General features: G+C 42.4%; 19 protein-coding genes and 1 tRNA gene. 11 read left to right on the forward strand and 9 right to left on the reverse strand.

What is annotated here, in order from left to right; translation table 11 throughout:
* Positions 1 to 70: 70 nt before the first annotated feature.
* From A1359_RS00875 to A1359_RS00890, 4 genes are all read right to left on the reverse strand, one after another.
* A complete protein-coding gene (locus A1359_RS00875; protein ID WP_066976620.1) occupies positions 71 to 277 on the reverse strand; it encodes a hypothetical protein in 207 nt (68 codons plus the stop codon).
* 274 nt (positions 278 to 551) lie between these two features.
* Complete coding sequence (locus A1359_RS00880; RefSeq protein WP_066976623.1) at positions 552 to 2,231, reverse strand: SPOR domain-containing protein; 1,680 nt, start codon at positions 2,229 to 2,231, stop codon at positions 552 to 554.
* Between the two features lie 49 nt (positions 2,232 to 2,280).
* Complete coding sequence (locus A1359_RS00885; protein WP_066976625.1) at positions 2,281 to 3,012, reverse strand: class I SAM-dependent methyltransferase; 732 nt, start codon at positions 3,010 to 3,012, stop codon at positions 2,281 to 2,283.
* Entirely contained in the window at positions 3,009 to 3,311 is a 303-nt protein-coding gene (locus A1359_RS00890) for a DUF1244 domain-containing protein (protein WP_066976628.1), read from the reverse strand. Before A1359_RS00890 ends, A1359_RS00885 begins: the two co-directional genes overlap by 4 nt.
* On the opposite strand from A1359_RS00890, the gene A1359_RS00895 reads away from it, so the two are divergent.
* From A1359_RS00895 to trhP, 6 genes are all read left to right on the forward strand, one after another.
* Positions 3,275 to 3,742: a hypothetical protein gene (locus A1359_RS00895; protein ID WP_066976631.1), complete on the forward strand. Its 468-nt coding sequence runs from the start codon at positions 3,275 to 3,277 to the stop codon at positions 3,740 to 3,742. The two genes, A1359_RS00890 and A1359_RS00895, sit on opposite strands and share 37 nt — an antisense overlap.
* 37 nt (positions 3,743 to 3,779) lie before the next feature.
* A complete protein-coding gene (locus tag A1359_RS00900; RefSeq protein WP_066976633.1) occupies positions 3,780 to 4,322 on the forward strand; it encodes a septation protein A in 543 nt (180 codons plus the stop codon).
* The gene (locus A1359_RS00905) at positions 4,322 to 4,624 is read left to right on the forward strand and encodes a YciI family protein (RefSeq protein WP_066976636.1); all 303 of its coding nucleotides are present in this window, start codon (positions 4,322 to 4,324) and stop codon (positions 4,622 to 4,624) included. Before A1359_RS00900 ends, A1359_RS00905 begins: the two co-directional genes overlap by 1 nt.
* Positions 4,621 to 4,899: a BolA family protein gene (locus A1359_RS00910; protein WP_066976639.1), complete on the forward strand. Its 279-nt coding sequence runs from the start codon at positions 4,621 to 4,623 to the stop codon at positions 4,897 to 4,899. Before A1359_RS00905 ends, A1359_RS00910 begins: the two co-directional genes overlap by 4 nt.
* Positions 4,900 to 5,850: a peptidylprolyl isomerase gene (locus tag A1359_RS00915; RefSeq protein WP_066976642.1), complete on the forward strand. Its 951-nt coding sequence runs from the start codon at positions 4,900 to 4,902 to the stop codon at positions 5,848 to 5,850.
* Between the two features lie 290 nt (positions 5,851 to 6,140).
* Complete coding sequence (gene trhP, locus A1359_RS00920; RefSeq protein ID WP_066976645.1) at positions 6,141 to 7,496, forward strand: prephenate-dependent tRNA uridine(34) hydroxylase TrhP; 1,356 nt, start codon at positions 6,141 to 6,143, stop codon at positions 7,494 to 7,496.
* A 201-nt stretch (positions 7,497 to 7,697) separates the two neighbouring features.
* Here the strand turns inward: trhP and A1359_RS00925 are convergent, their stop codons facing one another.
* From A1359_RS00925 to A1359_RS00935, 3 genes are all read right to left on the reverse strand, one after another.
* Entirely contained in the window at positions 7,698 to 8,216 is a 519-nt protein-coding gene (locus A1359_RS00925; RefSeq protein ID WP_066976648.1) for a DUF2062 domain-containing protein, read from the reverse strand.
* Between the two features lie 61 nt (positions 8,217 to 8,277).
* Entirely contained in the window at positions 8,278 to 8,625 is a 348-nt protein-coding gene (locus tag A1359_RS00930) for a hypothetical protein (RefSeq protein WP_066976652.1), read from the reverse strand.
* 70 nt (positions 8,626 to 8,695) lie between these two features.
* On the reverse strand, positions 8,696 to 9,892 hold the full coding sequence (locus tag A1359_RS00935; protein WP_232322066.1) for a PepSY-associated TM helix domain-containing protein: 1,197 nt from the start codon (positions 9,890 to 9,892) through the stop codon (positions 8,696 to 8,698).
* Between the two features lie 39 nt (positions 9,893 to 9,931).
* On the opposite strand from A1359_RS00935, the gene A1359_RS22615 reads away from it, so the two are divergent.
* From A1359_RS22615 to A1359_RS00945, 3 genes are all read left to right on the forward strand, one after another.
* The gene (locus A1359_RS22615) at positions 9,932 to 10,105 is read left to right on the forward strand and encodes a hypothetical protein (protein ID WP_198159221.1); all 174 of its coding nucleotides are present in this window, start codon (positions 9,932 to 9,934) and stop codon (positions 10,103 to 10,105) included.
* A 13-nt stretch (positions 10,106 to 10,118) separates the two neighbouring features.
* Positions 10,119 to 12,392, forward strand: a complete 2,274-nt coding sequence (locus tag A1359_RS00940) for a DNA internalization-related competence protein ComEC/Rec2 (RefSeq protein ID WP_066976655.1) — start codon at positions 10,119 to 10,121, stop codon at positions 12,390 to 12,392.
* 113 nt (positions 12,393 to 12,505) lie between these two features.
* Positions 12,506 to 16,384 carry a DUF1631 family protein gene (locus A1359_RS00945; protein ID WP_066976658.1) on the forward strand — a complete coding sequence of 1,293 codons (3,879 nt, stop codon included), beginning with the start codon at positions 12,506 to 12,508 and terminating at the stop codon, positions 16,382 to 16,384.
* 39 nt (positions 16,385 to 16,423) lie between these two features.
* Here the strand turns inward: A1359_RS00945 and A1359_RS00950 are convergent, their stop codons facing one another.
* Positions 16,424 to 17,308, reverse strand: coding sequence for a fructosamine kinase family protein (locus A1359_RS00950; RefSeq protein ID WP_066976660.1), 885 nt, complete (start codon positions 17,306 to 17,308; stop codon positions 16,424 to 16,426).
* Positions 17,309 to 17,317: 9 nt separating this feature from the next.
* Positions 17,318 to 18,979: a glutamine--tRNA ligase/YqeY domain fusion protein gene (locus A1359_RS00955; protein WP_066976663.1), complete on the reverse strand. Its 1,662-nt coding sequence runs from the start codon at positions 18,977 to 18,979 to the stop codon at positions 17,318 to 17,320.
* Positions 18,980 to 19,218: 239 nt separating this feature from the next.
* Here A1359_RS00955 and rpoH point away from each other — a divergent pair, with 239 nt between their 5' ends.
* Positions 19,219 to 20,076 carry an RNA polymerase sigma factor RpoH gene (gene rpoH / locus A1359_RS00960; RefSeq protein ID WP_066976666.1) on the forward strand — a complete coding sequence of 286 codons (858 nt, stop codon included), beginning with the start codon at positions 19,219 to 19,221 and terminating at the stop codon, positions 20,074 to 20,076.
* Between the two features lie 56 nt (positions 20,077 to 20,132).
* A tRNA-Leu gene (locus tag A1359_RS00965) sits at positions 20,133 to 20,217 on the forward strand.
* The last annotated feature ends 302 nt before the right edge of the window (positions 20,218 to 20,519 follow it).

The raw sequence follows: 20,519 nt of genomic DNA on the forward strand, positions 1-20,519 counted from the left end.
ATTTTGGCGAAATCCTTAGCAAACCCCGCCTTCACAATCTGAGCTAATAATGCCGGTGACATTCAAGCTCTCAGATTAAGTTTTTAACGCATTGCCGGGCAAACATTCTGATCGACAAATCTACGCTGAGAAATTTATCAAATAATTGGTCAATATCCAGCGGGGTAAAATAAACATAAACACCGCAGCCAGTCATCGCTACAAATTCCCGACTTAAGGTTTCAATAAATGCAAAGCGTTCGCTATACATTGTATCGATTTCATTATTAGTTTTCATGACGTCCACCCATTTAACTGGTTTAATTCAGTTATTAACCAGCATAAGCAAGACCATGTTATTTAATTTTTTTGAAATCAATCACATAAAACATAAGCAACTCTATGGTAGCCGCTGCACTTACGTTCTTTTTATGGAGATGTGCCAAATATGGCACTTGCGTTGACATATTTGGCACGAAGCAGGCAGATAATTTAACTATACCTGATCAATCACGACAGGACTATAGCTATTAATCCTGCTGTGAGGAGCAGGATGTGTAGACAAGGTAGGACTAATTTTTGGCTTTATTTAACCAGACAGAATCCAGGTTAAGGGTTTTTTTCACCCTAGCCGCGTAAGCTGCAGCTTCATATTGACTGCTAAATCCATCCACGCTTAATCGATACCAGGTTTCGCCTTTAGATTCAGTTTTACTGACCTTGGCTGATACACCTTTGGCCGCAAACTCATCGGCTTTTCGTTTTGCATACCAGTCCTGCTTAAAAGCCACTAGGTTGACCACCCAGTTATCCTTAACCACAACAGGTTTTTTAGGGACGGGTTTGGCAACAACTTTTGGCTTGCTATTTTCCAAGGCCGACACCTTGTTTTGCAAGGATTCAATAGCAGCCCCTATTTGCATGAGATCAGCCGATGGCTTCCCTGAATCTCCGTTTGACTCAGTCGATCCATTGTCCAGCAAGGTTTTGTTTAGCTCGGCAAGCTGTTCAGAATTTATGCTACTGACACGAGCCAGTTCATCCAGCTGATTTCGCAACATTTCTTTTTCTTCAGCCGCTGCCCCAGGCGCCATTACTAATTGAGCCTGAAATTTATCCATAATCTCAATCAGCTGTTTAATCTGTGATTTGGCCACGTACCCCTGGTATCCCATACTACCGCCGACTATCATTGCCAAAACTGCAATCCCAATGGCAACATAGGCGGCTACAGGTTTCTTATTATTGACGGCTTCAAGATTACGTTTGGATTTTTTCTGCTCCGTCTGCAAGGTATCGATAGTGTCTAAGCAAGAATTCAGTTCATCCTTGTTTGCTTTTTGTTCAATATCCCGCCTAATCTGAGCTTGCTGCTTGAGCAGCTCATCGATTTTGCTTGTCACGGCTGCCAGCGCTGCTAGCTGTTCAGCGTCAGGCTTATCTTGTTCAAAATCGGATGCACTGATAACCTGTTGATGATCTGATTCAGCAACTACAGGCTCGGATTCAATCGATTCAAGTACCTCATCAACTGTTGTTTCTAGTAAAATGTCAGGCGTTTGTTCATCTTCTAAATCTAGTTCTTGTTGAGGCAGAACGGCTTCATCTTCAGTTACAGGCTCAATAATGACCGCCTCGGGTTCTAATGCCGCTTCAGGTTCTATCGGATCAAAATCTTCAGGTGACACTTCTAATCCGACATCCTCGTCGGCAGAAATATCAAAATCCGCCAACAGAAAATCGGCATTGTTATTTTCCGACTCAACCGAAAATTCATCAATTTCAGTCATATTTTCTAGATCATCATTCATCTGATCCGGATCTAAAGCAACATCAAGCTCCAGCAATTTTTCATCAACCAGGTCTTCAATTTCGCCGACTGTTTCCAACGCACTGAGATCCACTACATCATCGATACTCACGGTTTCCACAGCGGGCATATTTTCGGATGCAACAGCTTTATTCTGTTTCAGGTCTGGTTTAATATTGGCAAGCAAATCATCAATATCATCACCAAACTCATCAAATTCCGCATCATCAGCGAGTAACTGATCAATATCATTTGACTGCTCGGCAGTATCTTCTTGCGACTCCTGAAAAGCATCATCTATCAACAAGCGATCAATAGCGTCATCATCATCTACCAAGCCAACTTGTTGCTCAGGGATTTCATCGATATTCAGCATCGAATCTAAATCATCGGCAAAACTATTCTGCGAATTTTGTATTTTTCCCTTTTTAGACTCTGCCATTTTTAACCTCTTACCTGCATAAAATTAATTCAAAACCAAATATTGCTTATCATTTGATGGCAATCATTAGCGCATTAACATCTTTGCGCAATTTCAGCTGAATTTTTGCAAACCCTGCATTCATCAGTTGTTGCATGGCAATAGATTCACGCATAACATGATTTTCGGATTCGTCACTGAACAAATGAATAATCCAGTGCTCCAGTAAATCCAGGCGATTAAGTTGAGTCAAAACCTTGAAATAACCTGCCACTTCCTGCTGTATCAAACGAGTTTGGGCATTAATATCATCCAGCGCATACCGATCACCATTGATAAATTGGCCAGCAGGTTTTAATACCCGAAACACGTTTTGAATAACCTGTTGTCGATAATCAGCTTCAAAATTATGCAAGGTATACACTGACACCACCACATCAAGACTGTTGTCGTCGAGTTTTTGCAATGCACTTAAGGCATCATCAGCAGAAAACCTCAGTCGACCAGCTTTTACCCATTCTTGTAAACTTTGCTTGGCCTGATTTTGCATGGTTGGCTCATTGTCGACAGACAATACATAAACTGTGTCGACAGCCGATAAAATCGATAACGTGGTAATACCTGTGCCACCACCCAATTCCAACACCTGTAGCTCTGCCGATTTTTGCCGAGCTATTTCAGCAATTTCAATACCCACTAACCGACTCATTTCGATTGCATACGGGCAAATCAGTTTCAACACTTGATATTCCTGACCAATAACACTAGAAAACATCGCATCAAATGGGATATCGGCTGTCATGATAGATTTTTAAGTTTTTGTTTGGCTTCGTATGCAGCCAATTGATCTGCACTAGCTTCAGTTTGATGGCGCTGCTTCCATTCATCGTAAGGCATCCCATAAACGATTTCTCGCGCTTGTTCATAACTCACATCGACACCACGCTCATCGGCCGCGGCTGTATACCATTTGGCAAGACAGTTGCGACAAAAGTCTGCCAATATCATTAATTCAATGTTTTGTACTTCAGTATGTTCCTGAAAATGTTGCAGCAAACGCCTAAATGCAGCCGCTTCTAATTCAACAGTTTTATCGTGCATGCCGTTCCTCCAAAAACAACATTTTATCAGTAAAGATGTTCAGCTCATGTACATTTGAAAATAAAGATTCTACAATTGGCAATTATCTGGGGCGCTTGCAACAACATACTGTGAACACTATCCATAGTTCATCACTGGCTTTTATTCCTACCGGTTACATTAAACCGGAGCAGGAAAGTATTATCAAAAAACCAGCTGACACTATTGTTAGCGCCAACAATGGTATAGGCAACCGCTTACAAGCGTCGGCATCAACACCAGAACAAGTTAAAACTGCGCTTACCAAATCGGGACTAAATAACCCGAATAACTTTGACCAAGGCGACAATAGTCAAGCCAATAAAGCCCTAAAAATCTATGCTGAGACCCGCAACCAACCTGCTAAAACTCAACTTGAAAACATGATCTCCCGAGTTGATTATTACGCTTAACTTATTACTTATTTTCGATTCACACTCCCGGTCATTCATGAAGCCATTCTTAGAATTTTTCCCCATCATCCTCTTTTTTATTGCTTACAAACTTTACGACATCTATATCGCCACCGCAGTAGTGATAGCCGCCACCCTGATTCAGGTAATCACCTACTGGATCATGTATCGCAAGGTAGAAACCATGCAATGGATCACCTTAGGGTTGATTCTGGTCATGGGAGGCGCCACACTGTATCTGCAAGACGAACAATTCATTAAATGGAAATTATCCATAATCGAATGGATGTTTGGTGGTGCTTTCCTTGCAAGCCAGTTTTTCGGCCCCAAAACCTTCATCGAACGCATGATGGGTGCCAATCTGGAATTACCTACCCCAATCTGGAAGCGGCTGAATCTGAGTTGGGCCTTATTTTTTACCAGCATTGGTTTTTTAAACCTATATGTCATGCATCAATACAGCACCGACGACTGGGTCAGCTTCAAAACCTTTATCGTACCTGGCTTAATGCTGGTTTTCATCCTGATTCAAATGGTGTTTTTATACAAATACGCCCCGGAAGCTGAGGTAAAGAAATAATGCTATACGCGATTATCTGTGAAGACAACGCAGACAGCCTGAGCCATCGACTCACTGCGCGGCCTGCGCATCTTGCCAGACTTCAAACGCTACAAGATGAAGGACGATTGATACTAGCGGGCCCTCACCCCGCAGTGGACACTGAAAACCCAGGCGATGCCGGCTTTTCCGGTAGTTTAATCGTTGCCGAGTTTAACAACGTACAGCATGCTCAACAGTGGGCCGATGCCGACCCTTATCTTGATGCGGGTGTTTATGCCCGTGTTACCGTTAAACCTTTTAAACAAGTATTTCCACAATGACCGCCACCACCATCAGACAAAAACTGGAAGAAGCTCTTAAACCCGAGTTAATCGAAATCATCGATCACAGCGCTGCTCATGCTGGCCATGCCGGCAACAAAAAGGGCGGCGGTCATTATAATGTCACCATCGTTTCCCAGCTATTTGAGGGTAAATCACTGGTACAAAGACATCAATTGATTTATCAAGTCATGGGCGACATGATGAAAGAAGAGATTCACGCCCTTGGTATCAACGCCTTAACCCCATCTGAAAACAGCAAAGGAACTATATAAATGAAACTGAAACTTATTCCACTGATTCTGGCAAGCGCGACTTTATTACCCGGCTGCTTTGAAGAAAAAACCAACGATTCCGCATCGACAGCCCCTGCAGTCAGCAAGGAGGATGCCGTAGCTTCAGTTAATGGTGTTTACATCAGCAAAAAAACCCTGGATACCCTGGAAAAGGAAATTTCAGAACGCAGCCAAGGCCAAAGCTTTCCCAAAGAACAGTTATTGGAAGAGTTGATTCAACGTGAATTACTGATTCAACAAGCACTGCAAAAGAAACTGGATCAGTCACCTGACGTGGTCGAACGCATGGCGACCGTAAAAAATTCTTTGTTGTCACAAGCTGCTTTACAAGATTATTTAAAAGCCAATCCGGTTACGGATGAAGAAATTAAAGTCGAATACGACACTAAAATGGCCAATATGGGCGAAGAATACAAAGCTCGCCACATTTTAGTCAAAACTGAAGACGAAGCGAAAAAAGTCATCGCCGAACTGGATAAAGGTGGCGATTTCCAAGCGATAGCCAAAAAACAATCCATCGACCCTATGGGCGCTGAAGGTGGTGATTTAGGCTGGTTTACTGCCGACCGCATGGTGCCACCTTTCTCAGAAGCCGTTGTAGTTTTAGAAAATGGCAAATACACCAAGCAACCCGTTCAAACACAATTTGGCTGGCACGTCATTCTTAGAGAAGAATCCAGAGCACTGACTCCCCCACCTTATGATGCAGTTAAAGAACAAATCCGTCCTATGCTGCAACGCCAGAAAGCACAAACCATGATTGAGTCTCTACGTAATAGCGCTAAGGTTGAGATTTTACTACCCGCTGAAGAAACCAAACCAGCAGAACAACCGGCTGAGGCAGAATCAGCACCCGCTATAGATCAAACGCCAGCGGCTGAAATTGCCCCTAGCGAAGAGTCACAAACTGAAGCGGCTCCTGCTGAATAATCCCTAAAATAGCAGGATGACAAAATCATCCTGCTATTCTTGTCTTCTGGATGACAAAAGACTCTAATACCCCGCTAATTCTCAACTGTGCTTGCACTGCATTCAGTTAGCGGTAATTTTTAAATCTTCTAAAATCTTGCTCGAATAGGACAATTTAAAATTTATACTGCCTGACCATCTCTATTCCTCAAGCTGACTCTGAGCAAACAGAACCGTTCGGTATCGCTAAATTAAAAGATACTGTTTGAAATTTGTTAGACTATACGTCTTTTGTTTTCAGCCAAACTTTCATGAAAAACGTCGAACTTCTCTCCCCCGCAGGTACTATCCGTAACATGCGCTACGCTTTTGCGTACGGTGCCGATGCTGTATATGCCGGCCAGCCACGTTACAGCCTTAGGGTACGCAATAACGATTTTCTTTCGGACAATTTGGCCAAAGGCATCGCTGAAGCTCATCAGCTCGGCAAAAAGTTTTTCCTTGCCGCTAACGTGATACCGCATAACGCTAAGATCAAAACCTATATTAAAGATATAGCACCCATTATTGACATGAAACCGGATGCCATGATTATGGCCGACCCGGGCTTAATCATGATGACACGTGAGCAATGGCCGGATATGCCGATTCATTTGTCAGTACAAGCTAATACCGTCAATTACGCCAGCATTAAATTCTGGAAGAGTATGGGTGTAGAGCGGGTAATTTTGTCGCGCGAATTGTCATTAGATGAAATCGCCGAAATACGTCAGGAATGTCCGGATATGGAATTGGAAGTATTCGTTCACGGCGCCTTATGTATCGCTTATTCCGGCCGATGTTTGTTATCCGGCTATTTCAATCACCGCGACCCCAATCAAGGCACTTGCACCAATTCTTGTCGCTGGAAATACGACACTATCCCCGCGCAGGAAAATGCCGAAGGTGATTATGTATTAGGTGAGAGTTCGGTATTATCACTGGATGCGCTTAATGAGGGGCTGAATACCGCCAGTTGCGGCGGTGCTGAACGCCATCCTTTGGCCGATAATGTCTATTTCCTGGAAGAAGAAGGCCGTAAAGGTGAATTGTTACCGGTGATGGAAGATGAAAACGGCACTTACATTATGAACTCCAAAGACTTACGAGCAATAGAGCATGTACAGCGCTTGGTGGAAATTGGCGTCAATAGCTTAAAAATCGAAGGCCGCACCAAATCACATTATTACGTGGCGCGCACGGCACAAACCTACCGTCAAGCCATTGATGATGCACTGGCCGGCCGGCCCTTTCAACCAGAACTGATCGGTGTATTGGACAATTTGGCAAATCGCGGTTACACCGACGGTTTTTACCAAAGACATCACACTCACGAGCATCAAAACTATATGTCGGGTTATTCCAAAAGCCACCAACAACAGTTTTGTGGCGAAATAACTGCTTATGATGCTGAAACCGGTCTAGCCGATATCAATGTCAAAAATAAATTCACAGTTGGCGACAAACTTGAATTAATTTTACCGGAAGGCAACCGCGACATCACTGTTGAAAGAATGTTTGATAAATACGGCAACCCTATGCAAGAAGCATCCGGCGGCGGCTACGAAGTCCGTATCCCATTACCTGAAGCCGATTGCCAAAACGGATTACTTGCGCGTTATTATTGAAAGGTTTTCGAAATAATAAATAAACCAAGCACTTGCTAAAGGGTGATATTTATTTAAGATTGGTAAATGCTTTATCCGTTATCCTGTTTAGCAACTTACATCATTGCAGCGTAACCCTCAAGGTTATACTGCAATGAGCCCCCTAGCCTATTCAAATACTCAGGAAAGGCGAGCAAAACTGATATGGGTAGCTGTCTTTGATTATTTGCCTTCTGCGCGCTGTTTTTTACGCGCCTCCCAGCGGTGGAGTACATTCCAACGCCAAAATGCCTTCATGCCAAAATATCCCAGACTGGAACAGGTAATCCCCAGTACCAGGCAACCAAATAAAAATGGCCCACCAATATCAGCCATACTGGAAAACACGCTATCCACCGAGAATTCGCCATCAAAATGTGGCTTATTTAATAACCAGATACCCACCCGATAGGCAAAATAAAATAAAGGCGGCATGGTAAGCGGGTTAGTAATCCAGACCAAGGCAACCGAAACCGGCAAGTTGGCGCGTACAAACAGCGCGACGGCCGCTGCCATAGCCATTTGAGTCGGTGTTGGCACCCAGGCGAAAAACAAACCAACTGCAAAAGCCAGGGACACGGAATGGCGATTTAAATGCCATAAATTAGGGTCGTGTAATCTATCCCCTAAAAAATGCAGGCTTTTGATGGATTTTATTTTTTCCGGATCTGGCAGATACTTTTTTATTATTTTTTTTGGCATGATGATGCTCTTTATTTTTAGTGTTGAGCGATTTTAACCCAGCCATTTCCCGGCAGTCGCTTTATTTCTGTTTTAACGCGTCGCCCATTGCGTTAATTTCTGTAATTATTTTATCCACTTTTTCCCGATAGCTATCTTGCTCTTTATTGACGGTATCTGAAATAAGCTGATTGTCAGTATTGGCCTCTTTCACCATACACTCAAAATAAGTCTTGGATTGCTGTTGCCAGTCATTAATGGCTGTAACACTGAGATTATAAGCTTCAATATTACTGCCATCGATGTTTGGCGCTTCCGGTTTGCTACCACAGCTGCCAGCCGTCCATTGGCCTTTACTGAGCGAACCCGCTTGGGCTGGCACTACTGAAATCAACATCAGCACCATAGTGATGAATAAGAGGGTTTTCATAAAAGTTCTCCTGGGATTCAAGTTGATGATTTCAATTTATGCCAGTTGCTACCAACCAAAGCAAGTTTGATTAATTTATTTTGCTTGTCAACCAGGCTCGAATCATCCGGAATAAGGCTAGTAAAAATGGATAACAGTATTGCCAGGTTTTATTACCATAGTATAAAGCCAGCGTCTGCCAGCGTCGGCCTTTAATACGCAGCATAAGCATTAGATCAAACGGTTTATCTCTGATATACCCTTTGCGATATAACCAGTGCGATACGCCACTGACCCACAGAATTAACGGCATCAAACCCATTAAAAACCAAATAAAACGCCCCACATCACCGAAAGCTTCACCCGTGTGCAATGGCCATTGCCAGGTAGTAAAGGTTTGTCCGGCTGAAAACTGGCTAGGATTGTTGACGCTGCGAATCTGTCCGCTCCAGCGATCCACCCAAACGGAAGTAAAAGGATGATGCTGATTCAACTCATTGCGCTGGCGCAAATTGATACGATAGGTACCCAGTTCACCTGCAGGTGTCGTGATGCGCCTAACCTCAGAGCTAGGAAACAAGCCGCGTGCTACCAATACCGCTTCTGCAATGCTAATCGGTCTATTATTAGGCACTGCCGTACTTCGCACGCTTGGTCCTTCATCACCATGCCCCATGCCGGCGGATGCAGTCAGAGTTTCAAGTAACTGGGGATAAGCCAAGTGAAAACCAGTAAAAGCTAACAACAGCAAGAAACCAGCACTCAACAACCCCAGCAAACGATGCGAATCCATTAAAAATCGCATCAACCCGGCATCATGACGTACTTTAAATGCACAAGAAATACGATTCAGACCAGGCCACCACAAATACAAGCCGCTAACCACGGATAGTGATAACAAAACCGCCAATACCGCCACAATGTCACGCCCCGTAGCCTGCAACTGTAGATGAGTATGCAAGTCCAGCAACCAAGTAGTCAGCGTTTGCCCCCAAAATCGGTTATTGATAATCTCAGCCGTATAAGGATTAATCGCCACCATGAGCGGGGCATAAAACTCATCCACACTTTCATGCGGCTTTTCAAACCAGGCAATGATGGCGCCATTGGCTGTACTTGGCATCTCCAGCGTCCATGCACCATGACGATTTGGGTGATGTTGCCGAACCTGGACTAAAATAGTATCCAACGGCAAAGCCTGAGTTTTTGGTACTTCGATGATTAGACTGGGATTGAATAGCTCGTCGATAGCTTCACGGTAAACACTCAGGCTGCCTGTTAATCCCATCAGCCCAAAAAACAAACCAAAAACGAGTGCCAAATACAAATGGCATTTGAGCCAAACGGCTCGGTTAAACCAGCGACGCAAATGAATAAACATGGAGATAAAAAGATGCTAATGGCTTTGGATAAGCCGGAGTTTGCCGGCAGTTTACAGTGGCTAGATAACCCTGGCAAAGGCCTTGGCAAAATAAACGTATTTGTTGGCCCTGGTTTTTAGAATCTACAAGCCTATGAGTTTGCCAATTGTTGCATTCTTTTTCGGCGTAGCCGCAGTCCAGCAATGGACACGTTTACCTTATTCATGGGAATGGCTGTTAGTGATTTTAATGGCTTTCCTATTCGGCAGACGTCATTTATGGTTAGGCTGTCTATTTTTAATCGGTGTGTTATGGGCTAGCGCTTATGCAAACTGGCGACTAAACGATCGATTGGTCGACACATTGCAAGGCAAGGATGTTCTGGTTAAGGGTTATATCGCCAGTTTGCCGCATGCACAAGACGATCGCATCAGTTTTGACTTTAAAGTTTTCCAGGCTGGCGCTGGCGTGCCCAGCAAATTACATTTGAATTGGTATAACCCGCCAAATGATACCAAAGCGGGACAGAGCTGGGAAATGACGGTTAGATTGAAAAAACCGCACGGCCGTAGCAATCCGGGCGGATTTGATTACGAGGCTAGGTTATTTTCCAATCATATTGGTGCCACAGGTTATGTACGACCCAAGCCTATGCCACGGCAAATCGCTCCATTCTTTGCTATTTCCCGTTATGTTGCCAGCTGCCGACAAGCGATTTCCGACCGTTTGGACGCAGCTTTGCCGGCCAGCCAGCAATTGGGAATAATCAAAGCTTTGACTATTGGCAGTCAGGATTTAATTAGCCAACAGCAATGGGAGGTTTTTAGGGCTACCGGTATCGTGCATTTGATGGTAATTTCCGGTGCACATATTAGTTTAGTGGCTGGATTAGTATTTTTTGCCGTTAGGCGCGGCTGGATTTGGTCAGGCGTTTTACGAATTTCCCCGCAAAATTTAGCGGCTACTACAGCTTGGTTGGCCGCCTTACTTTACGCTGCGCTGGCCGGCTTTTCAGTGCCTACTCAACGTGCTTTATTAATGCTATCGGTCGGTCTGTGGTCTATTGTTTGGCAACGCAGTACAGCACCCATACAGGTATTAATGCTAGCTTTGCTGGTGGTCATATTGTTTGATCCGTTAGCGCTACTATCGGCTGGGTTTTGGTTATCGTTTGTGGCTGTAGCCTTGTTGATGTATGTGTCCTCAGCCAGACTGGGCAGCGCAAAAAATTGGCTAAGCGTAACCAAGTTACAAATAGCCATGACTATAGGATTAGCGCCACTTTTAATTGTTTTTTTTCAGCGCGTATCTGTGATTGCACCGCTGGCCAATTGGTTGGCAGTGCCTTTGATTGGTGTGATAGTAACCCCGGTATGTTTACTGGCGACTGGCTTGGCCTTTATTTCCCCCATGTTGGCAAAAGTAGTGCTATGGCCAATTGATCAACTATTACAAGGACTATGGTGGCTGTTGCAACAAATGGCCGCCTGGCCATTGGCAACGCTATCTAGTTTACAGCCACCGTGGTATGGCATTTCCTTTGCTGCTTTAGGTGTCATGTTGCTATTAGCACCCCAAGGTATGCCGGTGAAATATCTGAGCCCATTCTTATTTTTACCGTTGATTTTTGTCTCGGCTAATAAACCCAAGCTAGGCGAGATCTGGCTAACATTATTAGATGTTGGACAAGGACTGTCTGTGGTTATTCAGACACAAAAGCATGCACTAATATTTGATACCGGTGCTAAATTTTCTGAGCAGTACGACATGGGCGAAGCCGTGGTAGTACCCTATTTACAGCATCAGGCAATAGATCGTATCGATACATTAATAATTAGCCACGGGGATAACGACCACATAGGCGGCGCAGCTTCACTGATTAGGACAATACCCGTAGACGCTTCATATAGCAGCGTACCGGAATGGGTCGAAAATCAAGCTGGACAACTGTGCAAAGCCGGACAAAGTTGGCAGTGGGATGAGGTGGCATTCAGTTTTCTGTCGCCTGGCACAGAGTCGTTTGATACAGAAAACGACAATTCTTGTGTATTGAAAGTGAGTGGTAAAAAGTTTAGTTTTCTACTGACAGGTGATATCGAACAGCCGGCGGAAAACTGGCTAGTAACGCACTACGGCAATGCATTAGCCAGCTCTGTTTTGATTGCACCACATCATGGCAGCAAAACCTCATCAAGCCAAAACTTTCTTGAACAAGTTGATCCTGAAATGATTTTGATTCCTGCAGGTTATATGAACCGTTTCGGATTTCCACATAAACAAGTATTAAAACGTTATCAAAATAGAAACATTAAATATTTTGATACCAGCAAAAATGGAGCTATCAGCCTTAAAACCGATGATCAATCACTAACAGTTGAGTTAGCGCGGCAAGTGCAAAAAAAATATTGGATGATCAACACCGATTAAAACCTCAGTTTGAATTGTAGTCAAACCTTACCGGGTGTAATATTTGAATTTATTTGAGACTTTTGCAGTCGTTGCATCAGTATCGTAATCAGATTTTATATGCTGACGAGTTTATGTTACAGAACATCAAAAAAAGCAAAAGGCGTCGCCACATTCGCTATGCAATAGAAATTGAAGCTTTACTAGTGATTGAAGCGGCAGCGCCTTTACCCTGTATTATTCTGGACTTTTGTACGGAAGGTTTTTTTCTGGGGTTTAAAGAGCTCAACCCGACTATCACTTTAAACAAAGAAATCAAAGTCCAGTTCTCACTAGGAGCAGAAGAATACCGGCAAACGTTCGAAATCGATGCAAAAGTCGTTCACGTCACCCCAACCGGGCTGGGTGTTGCGGTCGAAAACATGCCTGTTTCCACATTAAATGCTCTGATAAAAGTAACAGATAACGACGCAACCATAATACTGCAAGACCAGCGTAGATCCTCGCCTAACAAATTAAATCTAGTCAATTTCAAAAACTTGTTGAAAAAAACTCTCAACAAGGAATTACCATATTTGTTGGAGGATTTTTTTGCTTCTGTCGGCGAAGACGTGCGTATTGCTAATGACCAGACAGGATACTTTTCCAATCAATACGAATTAGACGATTTCATTACTTCTTTAAAATCCAATCAAACATCATTTGTTAGCATATATAACGTCCTGGTTATTTCGCAGGTCGATTATATAACAGAATATAATCACAAAAACGACGATATTTTCAATGCAGATATGTCGCTATCACTGGTTGAAAAGGATGATTTCGAAGATTGGCTTAATATGTCAGAAGTCATCCGTAAACTGACAAATCACTTTGAAGAACGAACCAACCAATTAATCAGGGAATTTAACAGGATTATTGGCTATTCAAGCTCGCCTATTAATAATCCGATAAGTCCGGCAGTTCTTTGCGACTGTTTTCGCGAAACTCTATTACAACTTGAAGTTGATAAAAAGATTAACAAAACGCTTTATCAGAGTTTTGGGAAAACTGTTTTTAATGGTTTATACCCGCTATACGATCAGGTAGAAAAAGTTTCTAAACAGTATAAATCAGCTGATAAAAAAACACCTCAAATACAGCCACCTATCTTAAAAACCAGAGAAATAGATATTCATCAATCACAGAGAGCATCCAATAGAGCTCAAAAACGTTTAAATAAAAGCGATCAATATCCTGAATCATTGGATTCCGATGTATTTTTTGATGAATTTGATGAACCTGATGAATATCAACCAAAAAACAAACAGCCCATTTCACAGGTTGCTGGCAAGTTGATTCACTTGTTAAATGAGCTTGATTCAGGTTCATTGGAAATAGTCAGAAAAAGGGATGGCTATACTCAACAGCACCCTGACTTTTCAACTAATGAATTAGTAGCAGCAATTTCTAAACTACAGCACAATTACCGCGACGACAACGCCGTTCATTTTGACTCATTAGCGCTACAAAATAAACTGAAAAATACGCTTGAACAGTTAAGTAATCAGTCCAAATCCATTTCCAGTCAGGACATTCACCAACTAGAGGTTTATGGAAAGTTTTTTGAAACACTCTTTAATGATTTATCCATTTCTGACGAATTAATAAATCATTTTGAAAAAATACATTTACCGTTGCTTAGCTTACCATTACAGGGTAATGATTTTCTTGAAGCCGATAACCATCCAGCAAGAAAAATATTAAATCAATTAGCAAAATTGGAATCAAGTTTAAAAAACAGTAAAGGCATCAAAAATAAAAACATTGCTAAAGAAGTCGATAAACTTGTGGAGCGAATAGCGGGCGAATCTGCAACTAATATCAATATATTTTCAGAAGTTGAACAAGATTTAGAGCAACTTACCAAACGAGTCACTAAATCTGTAAATTCTAATATAAAACATATAGTCGATGCCTATGAAGGTCAACAAAAACTGGAGATGGCAAAACGAGCAATACAGAATCTACTAGATGAAAAATTAGCTGGCAAAGCCATTCCATCGATTATCCCGCTTTTATTAAAATCCGGCTGGCAACATTTGTTAGTGATGGCTGAACTTAATAAAGATAAAAATGAAGAAGAAAGTTTAAAATATTTTAAAGCTTTTGATGATTTATTTTTTTGGTTTTATGAGCAGGATTCAGTTCTCAAGATGCAAGCCCATACCATACAAGGTACCCTCGATTTTATTGCAGAGAACTTAATCTCGATTTGTACCAATGTCGCTGAACGTAAAAATATTATCGACGAATTAACAGCTCTGCTGTTAGGCGTAGGCACACCAAAAGTCAGAAAATCGCTTAAAACTATCGTTATGCCCGCTGTCGAATCTAAAGAAGACACCTCAACTCAGCGACATGACGAAAATTGGCTTCGGGTCGAACAGCTTGTGGTGGGGGACTGGCTAATGATGTATAGCATTGCTGAATTTGAATCGATGAAACTGATTTGGAAAAGTGATGTGATTGATGCCTACGTATTTGTAAATAGTGATGGTTTGAATAAAGTTGAACTGAATAAAGCAGAATTAGCAGAACAATTTCGAAATGGTGCAGCCAACAAACTTGAAAATCAGGATATTCCAATAGTAGATCGCACCACTAACGTCATGTTAGAAAAAATGCATGGAAAACTGGTGCACAGTGCAACACATGACCCTGAAACTGAGTTTTTAACCCGAGATGAGTTTGTCAAACAAATAAGAAATGATTTAGCTAAACTTACTGACTCGCATAATATGCTTTGTCATATTGAGATTTTAGAGTTTCGTATTATTACAAATATTTGCGGTATTGCAGGCGGAAAAGAATTAATAAAAAATATTTCAAATACCCTGAAATCAAATTTAATCAATGATGAACTAATTGCTCGTATTGGTGACAAGTCATTTGTTTTTCTATTAAAGAATTGCAATACTGATGAAGGTGTAGATTTAGCAAAAAAACTGATAAAACAGATTATTGCCTCACATTTTTCATGGCAAGAGCAGAGTTTTTCTATTGGCGTTAGTATGGGGTTGGTAGCTTTAGATAACAACTATTTCGATATTCATCAATTACTCCAGCAAGCCGATGCAGCCAGTATGTCTGCAGAGCAAAGAGGGCCTAACCATGTTTTATTATTTTCAAGTGATGACGAACAAATACAGTTGCAAAATAAAATCAACGAGTGGTCAGGCAACATTGATAATGTCTTTACGCAGAATCGACTATTTATTCGCTGTCAAAAAATTACAGCGATAGCGCCGTCCTCTGGAAAACATCAGCACTATGAAATTTTATTAGGTATAAAAGATGAAGCTGGCATTACTATACCACCAGATAATTTTATACCAGCCGTTGAACGATGCAAACGTATGCCCGAAATCGATCAATGGGTGATCAAAAATGTATTTGAATGGATAGATAAAAACAAAGATGATTTCGCAAAATCGGATGGCTTTGCGATTAATCTTTCAGGGCAGTCAATTAATGATGAAGAGTTTCTGGATTTCCTTAAAGAGTTCCTAAAAACCACTAACGCTCCGCTTGATAAAATTACATTTGAAATCACTGAAACTATCGCCTCGAAAAGCATAGTATTTACCAAAAATTTTATTCATGCCATCAAAGAATTTGGTTGTAAATTTTCATTAGATGACTTTGGCTCAGGCTACTCATCCTATTCATACTTAAAAAATTTAGATGTCGACTATCTAAAAATAGATGGTGCATTTGTTAAAGATATTGCAAATAATAAAGCTGATGTTGCTATCGTAAAATCCATGAATGAAATTGCCCATTCTTTAGGTTTAAAAACGATAGCTGAGTATGTTGAAAACAATGAAATCATGGATATTCTTAAAGACATAGGCGTAGACTATGCCCAAGGTTACGGCGTTGAAAAACCAATCTTATTATCAGATCTTGTGATTGACGTGCCAGAAGCTGAATTATTTTATTTTGAAGACGATCAGTTTTGGCAAATTTGATCTAACTATCTAAGACGCCCATTAAAAAATCGAGCTATATTATTTTACTTCCGATAATAGTTGATCAATCATATTTTCAGCTTGATGCTGATAACCACTTCCAAATAAATTAACATGGTTAAGAATATGGTAAAGGTTATACAGCGTTTTTCGAGTTTTATAGCCTGAATCAAGCGGATATTCGTCATGATAGGCCTTATAAAAATCCTGACTAAAACCGCCAAATAATTCGGTCATAGCCATATCCGTTTCACGATCCCCATAATAACAAGCCGAGTCGAATATAACTGGATTGCCCTGGTAGTCGCTGGCAGCATTGCCGCCCCATAAATCCCCATGCAGCAGTGATGCCTGCGGTTGATAGGTACTAAAGAACAGTGGTACTTTTTCCAGTAGTTTTTCACCCTTTTTCTGCAAACTACCGATATAACCATTAGCGGCGGCAAATTGCAATTGTTTGCCTAACCGTTGCTGCTGCCAAAACCTTATCCAGTCACTATCGCGTGCATTATGCTGCGGAGTGCTACCGATAGTGTTGTCGCTAATCCAACCAAAAAAGGCTTGCTGAATTTTATGCAGACTAGCCAGTTGACGCCCCAGCAGCCTTGCACTCTCTCCCCGCAAGGCATGCAGCTCAATATACGTTAAAACCAGATATGCCTGTCCACCATACTGCCCATGACTGACTACCGCAGGCACTTGTATTTGCCCGGAGGCCATTATTTCCGTTAACCCAGCGGCTTCAGCAGTGAACATTTCAGACAGTGCCGCACGATTCAATTTGATAAACCAATCTATGCCATCAGCTTGCAAGCGATAGGCGGCATTGATATCGCCGCCACCTACACTTCGTTGCTTATAATTTAGTAAAGATTGGCCGGTAACCTGCTCTAAATGTTGGATCAGGCTAGTGGACACCGACATAGTAAACCTTTACTTACCCCAGCTGTCGCGCAGGGTAACCGTACGATTAAAAACCAACTGCCCAGACTGGCTATCGACCGCATCCAGGCAAAAATAGCCGGTGCGCTCGAATTGGTAACGAATATCCGCAGTGGCATCAACCAAGCTGGCTTCCACGCGACAGTTCTGCAAAACTTCCAGCGAGTCTGGATTAATAGCATCCAAAAAGTTATCCAAGGTATCTGGATTAGGGTGGTTGAATAAGCGATCGTATAACCGCAATTCAGCCGGCAGTGAATGGGCCTCAGACACCCAATGAACCACACCCTTGACTTTACGTCCTTCCGGATTTTTACCCAAAGTTGCAGGATCGTAGCTACACATTAATTCGGTGATGTTGCCGGCATCATCTTTAACAACCTGCTCGCATTTGATGACATATGAACCACGCAAACGCACTTCGCCACCTAGGGTTAGACGTTTAAAGTCTTTGGGCGGATTTTCCATAAAATCGTCCTGCTCAATCAGAATGACTTTTGAAAAAGTAACATCACGTTTACCCATTTCGGGTTTTTGCGGGTGATTGGCCATCTGATAAGTTTCGGATTTACCCTCTTCCCAATTTTCAATGATCACGCGTAATGGATGCAACACTGCCATCGCCCGCGAAGCACTTTCATTCAGATCTTCACGTATGCAATTTTCCAACACCGTCATTTCGATCCAGGAATTCTTTTTAGTCACACCGATACGCTCACTAAAATCACGAATAGCAGCTGGTGTAAACCCGGCCCGCCGCATACCGGAAATTGTAGGCATGCGCGGATCATCCCAACCATGAACGTGATTTTCAGTTACCAGCTGTAATAATTTGCGCTTGCTGACGATGGTGTATTCCAATTGCAAGCGGGCAAATTCGATTTGTTGCGGATGACACGGGGTTTGTAATTTATCGAGCACCCAATCATAAAGCGGCCGATGATCTTCAAATTCCAAGGTACAGATGGAATGCGTAATGCCTTCTATCGCATCAGAAATACAATGGGTGTAATCGTACATCGGATAAATACACCAAGCATCGCCCGTACGCTGATGATGCACCCGCCGTATACGATAAATAGCCGGGTCTCGCATATTAATATTAGGCGAAGCCATATCGATCTTGGCGCGCAATACATACTGACCATCGGCAAATTCGCCGGCACGCATGCGCTGGAATAAATCCAGGTTTTCTTCAATAGTACGGCTACGATCAGCGCTTGCCTTACCGGGTTCGGTCAAAGTGCCTCGGTCGATTCGCATCTGTTCGGCTGAAGAGCCATCCACATAAGCATCGCCTTGTTTAATCAATTGCACCGCATAATTGTAAAGCTGTTCAAAATAATCGGATGCGTGGTATTTTCCCGCCCATGCAAATCCCAACCAAGCCACATCGCGCTCGATTGACTCCATATATTCAATACTTTCTTTTTCAGGGTTGGTGTCATCAAATCTAAGATTACAGCACCCCTTGTTTTCGGCCGCTAAGGTAAAGTTCAAGCAAATGGATTTTGCATGGCCGATATGCAAATAACCATTAGGCTCAGGGGGAAAGCGAGTAACCACTTTGCCGTTGTTTTTGTTCGCCGCCAAATCTTCGGCGATCATGTGACGTATAAAGTTGGATTGAACGGGGCTTTCGCTACTGGACATGTTTTTTGGCTAGTGGTTTGAAGATAAAAGTAAGGTGCGACTGGTTTATCGCCGTTTATCTATTTTAACGAGTTTGACAGCTTAACGTAAAGGAATCCCACTTCCAGCTTAATATCGTTCAATTTATTAAAATCATGATTAACCCGTTGTTAAAAAACATTTTTCTAAATTATTAGCACTCTTAGTATTCGAGTGCTAAAATCTAGCCATCACAAGATTTCATCGAAGTAGGGGTAACTATGAGCAATATGTTGGCTTTGCCGATTAATATATCGGTTGGAACTTTTGACAGTTATTTGAGCTTGGTTGCACGCATGCCAAAACTGTCTGCTGAGCAAGAATACGACTTGGCTGTACGTTATCGTGACGATGGCGATCTGCAAGCAGCTCGCGAACTAGTCATGTCTAATCTCCGCTTTGTTGCCTATGTTGCACGTGGTTTCGCAGGTTACGGTCTACCTTTGGCTGATATCGTCCAAGAAGGCAACATCGGTTTAATGAAAGCGGTAAAACGTTTCGACCCCGACATGGGCGTGCGTTTAGTATCCTTTGCTGTGCACTGGATAAAAGCTGAGATTCACGAATACGTCATCAAAAACTGGCGCATTGTCAAAGTTGCCACCACAAAAGCCCAGCGTAAACTGTTTTTTAACCTCCGTAAGCTTAAAAAAGATATGAGCACCCTATCTCCTGACGATGCAGAAGCGATTGCTGAAAATCTGGATGTCGACGTAAAAACCGTTTATGAAATGGAGCGTCGCCTGGATGGTCGCGATGTCGCTTTAGAGCCGGCCGTAGATGAGGATAGTGACGAGCATAATTTTGCACCGATCAGCTATCTTGAGCAGCAAAATGCTGATCCAGCCTTGTTATTGGAGAACAGCGACTGGCAAGATCGTAAAGAGGACATGCTGATGGATGCCATGTCTGAACTGGACGACAGAAGTCGCGACATTCTCGCTAGTCGCTGGTTAGCCGAAGAAAAAGCCACACTGCACGAACTGGCGGATCGTTACAAAGTGTCTGCTGAACGCATTCGCCAATTAGAGCAAAATGCCATGAAAAAACTTAAGGCTGCAGTGGTATTGGCTGCTTAATTTTATAAAAAACACTTGGCAAAACGCTCACAAGTATTTATAATGCGCCTTTCTTTGCCGGGGTGGTGAAACTGGTAGACGCGCCGGATTCAAAATCCGGTTCCTTCGGGAGTGTCGGTTCGATTCCGACCCTCGGTACCATCTACTCTTCCAGAGTAGTCCAAAGAAATTTAAAAACCCGCTAGTCGTAAGGCTTAGCGGGTTTTTTATTGTCAAAAAACAGCAAAAACTTGCACTTGATGCCTATCCAATTATTGGCCTGAGATAGTCAGACGCAAAACCAAAGGCACGCAATCACATAGCCATGAGGATGGATACAGGCAAAATCAGAGCCTCTATACCCCCCTGCGTCAAAATAGATGTCGCCTCAAATTTTTAGAACCCTTTAAATTTGAGATAACAAAATGAATCCTTCCAAGAAACTGTATTCTGATGAATTCAAA

The sequence above is a fragment of the Methylomonas lenta genome (assembly GCF_001644015.1).
Classification (GTDB): domain Bacteria; phylum Pseudomonadota; class Gammaproteobacteria; order Methylococcales; family Methylomonadaceae; genus Methylomonas; species Methylomonas lenta.